The sequence below is a fragment of the Pedobacter glucosidilyticus genome, assembly GCF_002483235.1.
Lineage (GTDB): Bacteria > Bacteroidota > Bacteroidia > Sphingobacteriales > Sphingobacteriaceae > Pseudopedobacter > Pseudopedobacter glucosidilyticum_B.
Map to the genome: position 1 here is coordinate 39792 of NZ_DLHN01000021.1, position 13118 is coordinate 52909.

Below are 13118 nucleotides of genomic sequence, written 5' to 3' on the forward strand. Positions count from 1 at the left end.
TATCATGAGATATTACATCGTAGCAGGCGAGGCCTCTGGAGATTTGCATGGTGCAAACCTCATGAAAGCACTTAAAAGTTTAGACACTAAGGCCGAGTTTAGATTTTTTGGTGGCGATTTAATGCAGGCTCAAGGTGGAACCCTCGTAAAGCACTATGCAGATATGGCTTTTATGGGCTTCTTAGAAGTACTCATGAATTTAAGAACGGTTCTTAAAAACATTGCTTTCTGTAAACAGGATGTATTAACCTACCAGCCTGATGTTTTAATTTTAGTTGATTTCCCAGGTTTTAACCTGAAAATTGCCGAGTTTGCTAAAAAACACAATATCAAAGTATGCTATTATATCTCCCCTAAAGTTTGGGCATGGAACCAAAAACGTGTACTCAAAATTAAAAAGGTAGTAGATAAAATGTTTTGCATTTTACCTTTTGAGGTAGATTTTTATAAGGAATGGGGCATGGAGGTTGATTATGTTGGAAACCCTTTATTAGATGCTATCGCAGCCTTTACACCTCAGGATGATTTTCTAAAGGCATACAATCTAGGTGATAAAAAAATCATCGCCCTATTACCCGGAAGCAGAAAGCAAGAACTACAATACTTATTGCCAGATATGTTAGCTGTAGCCGATAAGCTACCCGAATATCAATTTGTAATTGCCGGAGCACCTAGTTTTAATCAAGCACATTATGATAATTTTTTAAACGGAAGACATATTCCTGTTGTATTTGGTGCTACTTATGATTTATTGCACCATGCGCATGCTGCTTTGGTAACTTCTGGAACGGCAACCTTAGAGACCGCTTTATTTAAAGTACCAGAAGTTGTTTTATATAAAGGCGGAAAAATAAGTATTGCTATTGCTAGGATGCTTGTAAAAATCAGGTTTATCTCTTTAGTAAATTTAATTATGGATAAAGAGGTAGTTAAAGAGTTAATTCAGGAAGATTGCAATGCTGAGCAAATTTTGAAAGAGCTAAAACCTCTTTTAGAAGGAGATAAGCGAACGCTTCAATTACAGCAATATCAGCTATTAGCTGATAAAATGGGACTTCCAGGTGCTTCTGAGAAAACCGCAAAGCTTGTTTATAAGTATTTGAATGGTTAGGATAAGTTACTTTTTTCTGACGATTAACTGTTTCTTTCATGACAAGTGGGAATGATATTTGTAATATGTTTGTTTAAACATGTAATTACAATATGAGCAATCACTTATTTCAGACCTATAACTTAGGTCAACTTACCTTACAAAATAGAGCTGTTATGGCTCCAATGACTCGTTCAAGAGCTATAAATAACATTCTTAACGATTTAATGGTAACTTATTATCAGCAAAGGGCAGGAGCAGGTTTGATTATCACAGAAGGTACTTCTCCGTCACCAAATGGTTTAGGTTATGCCAGAATTCCTGGTATTTTCAATCAGGAACAAGTAGCTGGTTGGCGTAAAGTTACCGATGCTGTACATGCAAAAGGTGCTAAAATATTTATACAATTGATGCATACTGGTAGAGTATCTCACCATGTAAATCTCCCTGAAGGAGCAAAAGTTATTGCCCCATCTGATATGACTGCAGCTGGAGATATGTGGACAGATGCAGAAGGAATGAAGCCTCATACCCAGCCACATGCACTAACTACAGAAGAAGTTAAGGCTACCATCCAAGAATATGTAAACGCAGCAAAATTAGCTATTGATGCAGGTTTTGATGGCGTAGAACTTCATGCGGCTAATGGTTATTTGATTGAGCAATTTATTAACGGAGTTGTAAACAACCGTACAGATGAATACGGCGGCTCTGTAGCAAATAGAAGCAAATTTTTATTAGAAATTGCCGAACAAACAATTGCAGCAATAGGTAAAGAAAAAGTAGGAGTAAGGTTTTCTCCATTTAGCGGTTTTAATGACATACCAGCTTACAATGAAGTAACTGAAACTTATGATTACCTCTCTAAAAAATTAAATGATTTAGGTGTTGCTTATTTACACTTTTTAGATCATTCTCCAAACGATTGGATTTAGTACCAGCAGATTTAAGAGCAACTGTAAGAGCTAATTTTAAAGGTGCTTTAATTTGGTGTGGTGCTTATGATTTAGAAAGAGCTAATCAAGATTTACAAGACGGAAAAGCAGATTTAATTGCTTTTGGTAAGCCTTTTATTTCAAATCCTGATTTAATAGAACGTTTAAAACAAAATGTAGCTTTAGCACAGCCAGATTTTAATACACTTTATACGCCAGACGAAAAAGGTTATACAGATTATCCTGCTGCTGTTTAAGTTAAAATAATTTTAAAAAGGTAGTTTCGCTGAAAAACGCAGAAACTATCTTTTTTAAAAGTTTATCCTATCCAAATCTTTATTTTGATTTATATTTCTATCTTTTAGGTTCTTTCTCATTCTACTCAATATTTTACTTTCGCTCACTTAAATTCTCTAAATTAAGAACACCTCTTGGGCACACTGCCGAGCATACACCACAACCAACACAAGAAGCTCTGATGATATTTTCGCCTTTTTGTGCGTAAGCTCTTACATCAATACCCATTTCGCAATAGGTAGAGCAATTGCCGCAAGAGATACACTGTCCGCCGTTGGTAGTTATCCTAAATTTAGATTTAAACCTTTGAAATAAACCCAAAATAGCAGCCATAGGGCATCCAAACCTACACCAAACACGATTTCCAAAAATAGGATAGAAGCCTGTACCAATAACTCCAGAGAAAATTGAGCCTATAAAAAAGCCATACCATTGAGAAAAATTACCAGACCATGTGCCTAACAAGCCACCTTCCCAAGCAGAATTAAGCCATAACATGATGGTGGTAATGATGATGAAAACCAAAACGCCATGTACGGTATAGCGTTCTATTTTCCAAGCTTTTAAAGATTTATCAGAAAGTTGCCTGTAGGGGTCGCCCATGGTTTCTGCCAAACCGCCACAGCCACAAACCCAAGAGCAATACCATCTTTTACCATATTTATAGGTAAGTAAAGGCGTGGCAATAAAAGTCATGATAGCTCCCCAAAAAATCATGAAATAACCTAGTCCTCCGGATGAAATCACATAATTAATATCATTTGGCCATAAATAGCCATATTTTAAAGGCCAGAAATAAGAGAAATAGAATTCGGGCTCATTAAACATCAATAGCAATCCGGGCAAAACAAAGGCAAAACCCAACTGAAAAAACATCACCGAAAGGGTACGGATAATTTGATAGCGATTATGTCTGTATTTTCCAATAAACCTAAATCCCATAACTAAAACGGCTAGGGTATATAAAGTCCCGTAAAGAAACCATTGGTCGGCAGCTTTATTTCTAAGCAACCAACTCAAAGGGTCGCACATCCTGATTAAGCCTTCTAAATACTGCGGAAACCAATATAAAATGATATAAAAACCAGTAAGAACTAGCCCTGTAAACCAGGCTATAGCACCTCTGTTGGTCATCCCGTTTTTAAAGATGTTATTGTTTTTTATACCCGCTTCATGCTGAAAATATGGGTAGGCATAAACCAAAGTTCCGGCACTTATGAAACCTACAGATAGCCAAAAAAATAATACAGGTTGCGTAGCACCAGCACCAAAAGCAGCTATAATAGTAGCTAATACGCCAAATGCCAAAAGAGCAATGCCTGTTTTTTGAAGTTTATTAGCTCCCGAACCATCGGTTACAGCCAAGGAAATATCTTTACTCATCTTTCTATCTTTACCAGATTAAAAACTTCTTTTTCTTTTTCACCGAGATTGCCATTTCAGGATAATCGGTATTAAATTTCTCTACAATTGCCGGGTAATGATTTTCAAAAAACTCGGGGTCGAAAAAACCTTTTTCTAATTCTTGCATGACATTTTGTAAAGGCATTTCATTTTTTATCCAGTCGTTTGCTGTTTGTTGTCTAAAGCGCATCCCTAAAAAATTAAATCCGGTAACAGCTTTACTAATTGCTTTAAAATTTATTCTACACGCTATTTTTCCTTTCGGATGCTCCCAGTAAAAGCTTTGTTCACCTTCCAAAGGTTTGTTAAACATAAAGCCATAAGTTTGATACTCAATATCCAGAAACTTGGCCGAATTAAACCAAATACCTCTTTCGTAAGCTCTTTTATCACCACAAATATTTTGGGCTAAAGTTTCGGCTTGCATTTTACCGGTATACCAAAGTTGTTCTACCGCAGGGTGTAAGTTTTTAGGATGTCTAAATTGGGCGCAATCTCCAACGGCATAAATATCAGGATGGTTAGTTTCCAGATATTCATTGATCAGAACACCTCTATCGGTTTCAATTTCGCTATTTTGAAGGAAATTTATATTGGGGTTTACCCCGATGGTTAAGCCTACAAACTGACAAGCTATTTTTTTACCATCATGAGTTATTACGGCTTTCACTTTGCCATTTTCATCGCCAATAATTTCTTTTAATTGTGTGTTTGTATATAAATGGATATGATGAGCAGCTATATGATTATTGATTAAACTGGCTTCTTCTTTGGGTAATACGCTATTCCAGTAATATTGTTCTCTTATTAAAAGATGTACATTGATGTTTCTAGAACGCAGCATTTCTGCCATTTCTATCCCAATTAAACCACCACCTATAATAACAGCATCAGTAATGCCTCTTGTATTTTCTTCCATCAGGTCTACATCTTGTTTGCTGTATAAACCTTGCACACCTTTTAAATTTAAACCAGGCCATGCTAGCGTTTTAGGAGTAGAGCCTGTTGCAATAACCAGCTTATCAAAAGTTATCATCCTACCATCCTCAAGCTGTAACTGTTTTTGTTTTGCCTGTACTTGTGCAACTTTGGCAAATAGTAAATCAATACGGTTTTTCTCCCAAAACCAATCTTCGTATGGCTTGGTATGCTCGTATTTCATGTGTCCCATGTAAATATACATTAGGGCTGTACGAGAGAAAAAATGTTCTGTTTCTGAGGAAATAACCAATATTTCGTGGTTACTAAGCTTACGGATATGCCTAGCTGTAGTAATTCCACTGATACCATTACCAATGATAACAACTTTCATGTTGAATGATTTATGGATACAAGCTACAAATTATTTGTTATTCAAAGACCAATTGTAATTGATATAGCTTAGTGGGGTGTTTTCGTTGATTTTTACTTTCGCATATTTATTAATGAAAGCGGCAACACTTCCTTCTGCTTTAACAAAATCTGCCTTGTACCAATTAAAAATATTAGATAATTGAGCCTTAGCAGGAGATAGTTTATTAAACTCTGTATCATTTAAAAATGCTGAAGTATTTGCATTTAAAAGACTTTGTACGTTATCAGCTGTGTAAGCTTTGTTTAATAATTTAGGGCAAGATACCGCTGCACAGTTTACTGCAAAATGCACTCTGGCATCGTTTAATTCTTCAATCAGTTTTACCTTTTCTATTTCATTTAAAGTATAGCTTTTTCCGGCAAAAGTATAAGGTATTTTTTGATCCCAAACTTTACCTCCAGAAATATCCATGATAGATTTTACAGGATAATTTCTTAGAATTTGATCTATGGTTGCTGCATTATAAATGTTTATCCAAAAAGCTAATTGTTCATCTTTAGACAAGGTACTTACCTTAACATTTACTAAAGATTTTAAATACTGTTGTAAGGTTAATTTATCTTTCAAAAAAGCTTTATAATTAACTATACCAGCACTGTTTACATAAGTATTTAACAGCTTATTTAAAACAGCATGATTTGGTTTTGAATTTTGTAAGATTTCTAAACCTGAGCTAGAGACTATTTTCAACTTACTTTCTGCTGTAACCTGAGATACTACTAAAGAAGCTAGCATGAAAGCTATGATATACTTTTTCATTTTATACATACCTTAAATACGGTTGAAGATGCGGATAAGTTTTTCACTATAATAGATTATAGCGTTAAAATATGTTAAATGAAATGATGAGGTTGTTAACTACTTAAAATCAGCTCTTTGGTAAGCGCCTGGGGATGCATGGTCTCCGGCTTCAAAATCAAAATAAACAACCTTTATCCCGGGTATTTCTGTGATAGAAAAGGTACTTTCTGCTAAAAATATTCTTGCCCCTAAAGAGCCGCTTGATTGTGTTAAATAAAAAGCATCAGGGATGTTTACATAAGCAGTATCATTACTTTTTTTCTTCCAAACCAATTGGTTTTCAGGATACTTTTTATTGATAATCTGAATCACATTTTTGACGTCTAAATTTTGGGTGGATACCTGATTATTTCTCTTTAACGAGATGTTTAAGCTCACAGTATCAACTTCTGCAAGCCAAGGCAATTCTTTAAGTTCTGCATGGGTAGTGGTAGTTTCTGTTGCTGTAGATGAAACATCAGAACTTACGCTATCTGCTACGTCTTGCGTTTCTTGTTTATTATCTCTTACACAAGATGCAAGCGTAACAATAAATATTAATGTAGCATATAATTTAAAATTTTTCATGATGTTTTGTTTATTAAAATAGCTGCAATATTGCTGCCAATAAAACTTATTTATGGCGTTGCCAAAGCAACTGGAAGCACTTTGCCATTAAAGAATTTATGCCCAGTTAAGGCAAAATCTGCTACATATTTACCCATTTCATAAGCTTGTACCGGAGATTGGTAACCCGGAAATGCTTTTTCTAGCATTTCTGTTTGTGCCGAGCCTAGTGCTAAACAATTTACACTTATTTTCTCTTCGCTCAATTCTTGCGCTAAACATTCTGTTAAATTATGTAAAGCAGCTTTACTTGCCGAGTATGCCGCTAATCCTGGGAATTTAGAACTCCCTAAATAACCACCCATCGAGCCAATATTGAGGATATGAGCATTTGGTAATAAAAAAGGTAAGCAAGCTTGTATCATTCTAAAATGCCCCATCACATTAGATTGAAACATTTCTGCCATATCTAATTCGCTAAGCTCTTTAAAAGGTTTATTAATTAAAGCGCCTGCATTGTTTATCAAAATATTGAAGCTTCCCCATTTTTGTTGTATAAATTGGGTTATACCCTGATAATCATCATTAACAATATCAAAAACAATAGGATATAAAACAGCATCAGGATTTAAGCTGAGCGTAATTTTCTGCAAATTTTGCAACTTTTCTTTAGAGCGTGACAATGCAATTACTTGATGACCTTTAATAGCCAATTCTATAACGGCTTCAAAACCAATACCACTACTTGCACCAGTAATGATGATTTTTTGAGGTAATTGCTCGTCTGTTAATGATGTAGATTGCATAAAAAATGTGATAGTCTATTTTTTAAATATGGTTTTGATACCTTTCTTAATCTTGTTAACTTTTTGTACGCCTTTGATAAATAATTCTGCATTCATATCACTATACTCGGTGTACTTATTATCAGATGTTTTAACAGAAGGATAAATCAATAAAATATTATGGTCGTTAATATCTTTATTAAGTGTTGAGTTTAAGTTATCTAGCATAGAATGATAAGAGATAGAACCTTTACGGGCTGATACAAATATCATCAAATGATCAAAAGGCGCATTACTGAGCAGTTGTGGATATTCATCAAAATTTAATAGGCTTAAACTATAAGCGGTTTTGCTTTTTACTATTTTGGTATATTTAATAATGGCATTCTGGGTTTCTGCCGCAGCATGAAAATCAATCATTACACTTAACTCATTAGCTAGTTTCAAAATTTTATCCATCCAATAAGAAAAACCATCTTCCAGTTCGGTTAAAGGTGGGCAAACCAAAACTATTTTTTTACTTGTATTTAATGGTTTTACAAAATCACAAAAGAAAATTGTTTTGGTTGTAGCATTGATGATTGCTTCAGATTTTGGTCCAAAAATTTTATCCAGAAAAGTTTCTTTATGCGGCCAACCCAAAATTAGTGTGCTTGCTAAAATTTCTTTTGATATACGCGTAATGCCATCAGATATGTTAATATCTATAGTAGCAATTGGGTTTACCAATGTTTCTGTTGCGGATGCGTATTTTACAAAATCTTCTAATTTTCTTTTTACCTGTACAATATTGGTTTCTGCATCGCTATCATTACTTACAATAGACAAAATATTGAGGGGGTAAGGAGATTTTTTATCTTTGATAAGAATTGTAAAATCAACGATAGGTTCAAGCTTATTAAAATTTGAAACTGGAATTAAGATGTTCTCATAATTAACAACTTCTTCGGGTTCTTCTTTAAAATCCGGATTATCTTGGTTTTGTACAATCTTTTTAACTGCTGCCTCGGTAGCAAAAGAAGCAACAACACAAGTTACTAATATTAAGATAATAGTTCCATTTAGAATGTTTTCATCCAAAATATTAGCTTTATAACCTACCAATATTACTGCTAATGTTGCGGCAGCATGGGCACTACTTAAGCCAAAAATAAGTTGCCTTTGTTCTGCTTTGTATTTAAACGTAATTTGAGTAATAAATGCAGCTACCCATTTACCTGCTAAGGCTACAATAGAAAGTGTTGCGGCTACAAATATGGCAGTATAGCCACTTAAAATTACTCTTATATCTACCAACATCCCAACACTAATTAAGAAGAATGGGATAAATATGGCGTTACCTACAAATTCTAACCTATTCATGAGTGCTGATGAATGGGGGATAAGCCTGTTTAATGCTAAACCAGCCATAAAAGCTCCAATAATAGGTTCTACACCCGCAACTTCTGCTAAGAAAGCCGATAAGAAAACTAATGAAAGCACAAAGACATAATTTGAAGTTTTATCGCCATCCATACGGTTAAAAAACCATTTGGCAATACGCGGTAATATCAAAAATATGATGAGTAAAAATATAGTTAATGATATTCCTAGCTTCATCCAAAATTGGGTGGTTAAACCTCCGTTTGCAGAGCCTACAATAATGGCTAGGATAATTAACACTGCAGTATCTGTTAAAATAGTTCCACCAACAGTTATGGCTACTGCTGGGTTTTTAGTAACACCAAATTTGGTTACAATGGGGTAAGCCACTAAAGTATGCGTTGCAAACATACTAGCAATTAAGAAACTAGCATTTAAATCGTAACCTAAAATATAATAGCAGGCTGGTAAACCTAAAGCAATTGGGATGATAAAAGTGAAAAATCCGAAACCTAAACTTTTAAACTGATTTTTTTTAAACTCATTCATATCCAGCTCTATCCCTGCAATAAACATAATATACAGTAAACCAATGGTAGAAAATAAATCAACAGCTGAGTTTTTAGCCAAAAGGTTTACGCCATGTGGACCTATAACAACTCCAGATAGGATAAGTCCTATGGTGCCTGGTATTTTTAGCCTCCTAAGCAAAATAGGAGATAGTAAAATGATGAATAATATGAGCGAAAATATTAATACAGGATTTTGTAATGGTAGCTCAAATTCATGGATTAAGTGCTCAAAAAAGTCGATATTCATAGCCTCTAAGATAACAATAATAATAAAAGAGACTTATTTATTTCTTTATAAATGGGTAGTTTAGAAAGATTTTATCGTTCAAAATCTAAACGTAAAGAAAATACATTGCTATAAAGAGCGTCGCTTTGGTTGCCCACATTGGTTAGCGCATAATCTATAGAAAAGTTCTTAATTCTAATACCTAAACCTATATTTGGTTGTATGCTATAAGTTTGTTTTCCTTCAAAATCACTTATTTTTTGGATGTTCCCAATACCGCTTCTTAAGTAAACGGTTTTTTTGAAATCGGCTTCTAGACCAATGGTTGGGTCTATACTTACAGGGTCGGCAGAGAGTAATACATTTCTTTGCCCATCTGTGGTTAAGTTAAGATTGGTTTCTGTAGTGAGTCCAAATTTATCACCAAAAGCTTTATAATAAGCTGCCCCTAAAATAATTCTTGGTAAGGTAGTTTCGGTTGAGTTTTGAGGAATATCGTTCCCGGTTGTAGTATATACACTTCCAAATTTGTCAGGATTATAACTCCAAGCATTAAAAGTGGTGGTAATATCTCTTCCAACAGCAGAAAAAATAAAGTTTTTTAATTTGTACTGGGCACCAACATCAAAACCAAATCCCCAAGATTTTCCATATTCTCCAACTTTTCTATGGATAACTTTTACATTGGCTCCATAACTTAAGCCATCCTCATCTTTTTGTCTTCCTTTGTGGTTGCGGGCATAACTAAACATAAATGCATAGTCTGCTGCCGAGAAAGAACGTACTCTATCGTAATTAATGCTACCATCGGCACTAATCAATTCTGAAGTATCAGGGATATCATCTACACCAAACCTTATAACAGATACACCTACAACAGCAGTATTATCGGCAACAAAAGTGGCAAATCCTGCATAATCATATTTCGCAATTCCGGCAAAGTAAGAGGAGTGCATTAAGCTAGCTTGTGCATTTGTTCTCATTCTGGTTAGGCCAGCTGGGTTCCAATAGCCCGAAGTTACGTCATTGGTTGATGAGGCTACTGAGCCTGACATACCAAACGCTCTAGAGCCAATACCAATCTGTAAAAATTCATTTGAATATTTTCTAGTTTGGGCTTGCGCAAGAAAAGGTATCGTTAAAAGTAATAGTAAGAAGCGTTTAGTCATTCAATAATTGCCGTTCTATCTGCTCAAATATAATTATAAATTTTTCTTCGATATCAAAAATATAATCAATTAGTATTTGAGTAAGTGTATCTTCTTGTTTTGTGGTAAGTGGATTGGGCCAGATACGCATAAAAATTCTTTTTAAAGCATAGCTAATGTTAGCCACATCCTCATAACTTTTAAGGTATTGTTCTTTTTTAAACATCTCAAAAAAAATAAAGAATTTTTCTTGCTCTTTTACGTTATTAAGGTTTAAAAAAGCAGTTAAATGATGCTTTGATACATTATCTAAATGCTTATATAATTTTGTTGCATCTATTTTCTGATGTTTTAAAAGTAAATGGTCTAGTATTAATTCTATTGCAATATGGCCAGCAAAAAAAGGCTTTATAGGAGTATTTTCTAATAAGTCTTTTATTCTTAATTTTAATTGATGCTGGTGTTCTAAGAAAAATGTAGCATTATGAAACAGTTTATCTACTTTTAAGTGTTTCTTCCATCCTTTTAAAATAGCAATTTCATGAGGTTGTGTAAACTTATCTTCATTTTTCTCTGGAAATATATTACTGGTTTTATCCGCATTCTTTAACAAATCGGGCAAAATACTCCCTAAAACTTCATAAGAGTTGGGGTTGTAACGGTCAAAATAATAGTGCGAAAGGAAATTCATTTTTAATAGTTAAACCAATTCTATCTAAATCTTATATTTGCCACCTTGTTAATATAGTAAAAATTTTAAATCTTATAAGATGAATTTTGTTGAAGAATTACGCTGGAGAGGTCTTTTGCATGATATTATGCCCGGTACAGAGGAAGAATTGGCTAAAGGTATGGTTACCGGTTATATTGGTTTTGACCCTACCGCAGATTCTTTACATGTTGGTAGTTTATCTCAGATATTCACGCTGGTTCGTTTTCAGCAGGCTGGGCATAAGCCTTTGGCTTTGGTTGGTGGCGCAACCGGTATGATTGGCGACCCTACAGGGAAATCTCAAGAACGTAACCTTTTATCTGAAGAAGATTTACAAAAAAATCTTCAAGGTATACAAAAGCAATTAGAGCAATTTTTAGATTTTGATTGCGGTGCTAATAGTGCAGAAATTGTAAATAATTACGATTGGTTTAAAAACTATTCTTTTCTAGATTTTATCAGAGATGCTGGTAAGCACATTACTGTTAATTATATGATGGGAAAAGATTCTGTTAAAAAACGTCTAGAGAGTGAAGTGGGCATGTCTTTTACAGAGTTTACTTACCAATTGATACAAGGTTTTGATTTTTATCACCTTTGGAAAGAGCGAGGTTGTTTGTTGCAGATGGGAGGCTCAGACCAATGGGGAAATATTGTAACAGGAACAGAATTTATCAGAAGAAAAGCGGGCGGACAAGCTTTTGCTTTAACATCTCCTTTAATTAAAAAATCAGACGGAACAAAATTTGGAAAAACCGAAGGCGGTAACATTTGGCTTGATGCTAAAAAAACCAGTCCATATCAGTTCTACCAATTTTGGTTAAATTCTTCTGATGAGGACGCCGCTAATTTTATTAAAATTTTCACTTTCTTTTCTAAAGAAGAGGTTGATAATTTGATAGCTCAGCACCAGCCTGCTCCTCATTTTAGGTTATTACAAAAGGCTTTGGCAGAAGATATTACCAGAAGGGTACATGGCGAAGCAGCTTTACAAACAGCTATCAATACTACAGATTTTCTTTTTGGCAATGGTTCTTTAGATTTCTTAAAGGCTTTAAGCCACGAGGAAGTTTTAGGCGTTTTTGAAGGTATTCCACAATTTACAATAGCTAAAACTTCTTTAGACGCTGGAACTGATATTTTAACTTTATTGGCAGAGCAAACTCAAATTTTCCCTTCTAAAGGCGAGGCCAGAAAAATGATTCAAGGTGGTGGGGTTTCTTTAAATAGAGAGAAAATTGCTACCGCAGATATGGTTATAAATTCCTCATTCTTGATAAATAATAGCTTTTTGATAGTACAAAGAGGTAAGAAAAATTATTTTTTGATTATAGCAGAATAAATTTGCAAAACAAGACAAAATTTGTATTTTTGTGTACAAATGTCTGTTTTATGGAAAATAATAAAGTCGAAGAACCCCTCATAGAATACTTAACACAACCGCAAGAAATGCTTCATGCGGTTGTGTATTTGTTTGGAGGTTTAAGTGTTTTAAATTTCAAAAAACCTATATCTTCAGATTTTGATTTACTTGAACTTACCAGAGCTGGTTTACCTAAAAAAGCATTGGTTCATTTAATTAAATCTATTGCCTTTACTTTTCAAGAGTTGGCTGCTATTATGCATATTTCTGAGCGTACTTTACAACGTTTTGATGAAAACGCTTTAATAGATGCAGCATATTCAGAAAAAGCCATAGATTTAGCTCGTCTTTATGTAAGAGGCGAGCAAGTTTTTGGTTCTTTAGAGCGATTTAAACTTTGGATGAAAACGCCTTCTTATGTTTTTAAAAATCAAACTCCTGCATCTTTCCTAGACACTTCTCTAGGTTTTGATTTAATCTCAAAAGAACTTGGCCGTATAGAGCATGGTTTATTTGCTTAGTA

13 protein-coding genes are annotated in these 13118 nt (G+C 34.3%); 5 read left to right on the forward strand and 8 right to left on the reverse strand.

Features of this window, described 5'->3' with window-relative positions:
• Window positions 1-4: 4 nt before the first annotated feature.
• From lpxB to B2745_RS06750, 3 genes are all read left to right on the forward strand, one after another.
• On the forward strand, window positions 5-1111 hold the full coding sequence (lpxB, locus tag B2745_RS06740) for a lipid-A-disaccharide synthase (protein ID WP_304064560.1): 1107 nt from the start codon (window positions 5-7) through the stop codon (window positions 1109-1111).
• Window positions 1112-1203: 92 nt separating this feature from the next.
• Window positions 1204-2025, forward strand: coding sequence for an alkene reductase (locus B2745_RS06745; protein ID WP_304064563.1), 822 nt, complete (start codon window positions 1204-1206; stop codon window positions 2023-2025).
• Window positions 2016-2282 carry a hypothetical protein gene (locus tag B2745_RS06750; RefSeq protein ID WP_304064566.1) on the forward strand — a complete coding sequence of 89 codons (267 nt, stop codon included), beginning with the start codon at window positions 2016-2018 and terminating at the stop codon, window positions 2280-2282. Before B2745_RS06745 ends, B2745_RS06750 begins: the two co-directional genes overlap by 10 nt.
• 133 nt (window positions 2283-2415) lie before the next feature.
• On the opposite strand, the gene B2745_RS06755 is transcribed toward B2745_RS06750, so the two are convergent.
• From B2745_RS06755 to B2745_RS06790, 8 genes are all read right to left on the reverse strand, one after another.
• Window positions 2416-3705, reverse strand: coding sequence for a 4Fe-4S binding protein (locus tag B2745_RS06755; RefSeq protein WP_304064568.1), 1290 nt, complete (start codon window positions 3703-3705; stop codon window positions 2416-2418).
• Window positions 3706-3715: 10 nt separating this feature from the next.
• Window positions 3716-5038 (reverse strand): NAD(P)/FAD-dependent oxidoreductase, encoded by a 1323-nt coding sequence (locus B2745_RS06760; protein WP_304064570.1) that lies wholly within the window; start codon window positions 5036-5038, stop codon window positions 3716-3718.
• A gap of 30 nt (window positions 5039-5068) precedes the next feature.
• Complete coding sequence (locus tag B2745_RS06765; protein WP_304064573.1) at window positions 5069-5839, reverse strand: DUF547 domain-containing protein; 771 nt, start codon at window positions 5837-5839, stop codon at window positions 5069-5071.
• A 99-nt stretch (window positions 5840-5938) separates the two neighbouring features.
• Entirely contained in the window at window positions 5939-6448 is a 510-nt protein-coding gene (locus tag B2745_RS06770; protein ID WP_304064576.1) for a hypothetical protein, read from the reverse strand.
• Window positions 6449-6498: 50 nt separating this feature from the next.
• Complete coding sequence (locus B2745_RS06775) at window positions 6499-7233, reverse strand: SDR family NAD(P)-dependent oxidoreductase (RefSeq protein ID WP_304064579.1); 735 nt, start codon at window positions 7231-7233, stop codon at window positions 6499-6501.
• Between the two features lie 15 nt (window positions 7234-7248).
• Complete coding sequence (locus B2745_RS06780) at window positions 7249-9393, reverse strand: cation:proton antiporter (protein ID WP_304064581.1); 2145 nt, start codon at window positions 9391-9393, stop codon at window positions 7249-7251.
• Between the two features lie 71 nt (window positions 9394-9464).
• A complete protein-coding gene (locus B2745_RS06785; protein ID WP_304064583.1) occupies window positions 9465-10541 on the reverse strand; it encodes a hypothetical protein in 1077 nt (358 codons plus the stop codon).
• A complete protein-coding gene (locus tag B2745_RS06790; RefSeq protein WP_304064585.1) occupies window positions 10534-11211 on the reverse strand; it encodes an ACP phosphodiesterase in 678 nt (225 codons plus the stop codon). The genes B2745_RS06785 and B2745_RS06790 overlap by 8 nt, the downstream gene beginning before the upstream one ends.
• 79 nt (window positions 11212-11290) lie before the next feature.
• Here B2745_RS06790 and tyrS point away from each other — a divergent pair, with 79 nt between their 5' ends.
• Together tyrS and parS are read left to right on the forward strand one after the other, a co-directional pair.
• Window positions 11291-12574 carry a tyrosine--tRNA ligase gene (tyrS, locus tag B2745_RS06795; RefSeq protein WP_304064588.1) on the forward strand — a complete coding sequence of 428 codons (1284 nt, stop codon included), beginning with the start codon at window positions 11291-11293 and terminating at the stop codon, window positions 12572-12574.
• Window positions 12575-12624: 50 nt separating this feature from the next.
• Window positions 12625-13116 (forward strand): type II toxin-antitoxin system Xre/ParS family antitoxin, encoded by a 492-nt coding sequence (gene parS, locus B2745_RS06800; RefSeq protein ID WP_304064591.1) that lies wholly within the window; start codon window positions 12625-12627, stop codon window positions 13114-13116.
• The last annotated feature ends 2 nt before the right edge of the window (window positions 13117-13118 follow it).

What these genes read in the sequence shown, in the direction of transcription:
- B2745_RS06745 (WP_304064563.1), top strand. Translation starts at nt 1,204, where the DNA reads ATGAGCAATCACTTATTTCAGACCTATAACTTAGGTCAACTTACCTTA.
- parS (WP_304064591.1), top strand. Translation starts at nt 12,625, where the DNA reads ATGGAAAATAATAAAGTCGAAGAACCCCTCATAGAATACTTAACACAA.
- B2745_RS06765 (WP_304064573.1), bottom strand. Translation starts at nt 5,839, where the DNA reads ATGAAAAAGTATATCATAGCTTTCATGCTAGCTTCTTTAGTAGTATCT.
- B2745_RS06760 (WP_304064570.1), bottom strand. Translation starts at nt 5,038, where the DNA reads ATGAAAGTTGTTATCATTGGTAATGGTATCAGTGGAATTACTACAGCT.
- B2745_RS06785 (WP_304064583.1), bottom strand. Translation starts at nt 10,541, where the DNA reads ATGACTAAACGCTTCTTACTATTACTTTTAACGATACCTTTTCTTGCG.
- B2745_RS06790 (WP_304064585.1), bottom strand. Translation starts at nt 11,211, where the DNA reads ATGAATTTCCTTTCGCACTATTATTTTGACCGTTACAACCCCAACTCT.
- lpxB (WP_304064560.1), top strand. Translation starts at nt 5, where the DNA reads ATGAGATATTACATCGTAGCAGGCGAGGCCTCTGGAGATTTGCATGGT.
- B2745_RS06755 (WP_304064568.1), bottom strand. Translation starts at nt 3,705, where the DNA reads ATGAGTAAAGATATTTCCTTGGCTGTAACCGATGGTTCGGGAGCTAAT.
- B2745_RS06780 (WP_304064581.1), bottom strand. Translation starts at nt 9,393, where the DNA reads ATGAATATCGACTTTTTTGAGCACTTAATCCATGAATTTGAGCTACCA.
- tyrS (WP_304064588.1), top strand. Translation starts at nt 11,291, where the DNA reads ATGAATTTTGTTGAAGAATTACGCTGGAGAGGTCTTTTGCATGATATT.
- B2745_RS06775 (WP_304064579.1), bottom strand. Translation starts at nt 7,233, where the DNA reads ATGCAATCTACATCATTAACAGACGAGCAATTACCTCAAAAAATCATC.
- B2745_RS06770 (WP_304064576.1), bottom strand. Translation starts at nt 6,448, where the DNA reads ATGAAAAATTTTAAATTATATGCTACATTAATATTTATTGTTACGCTT.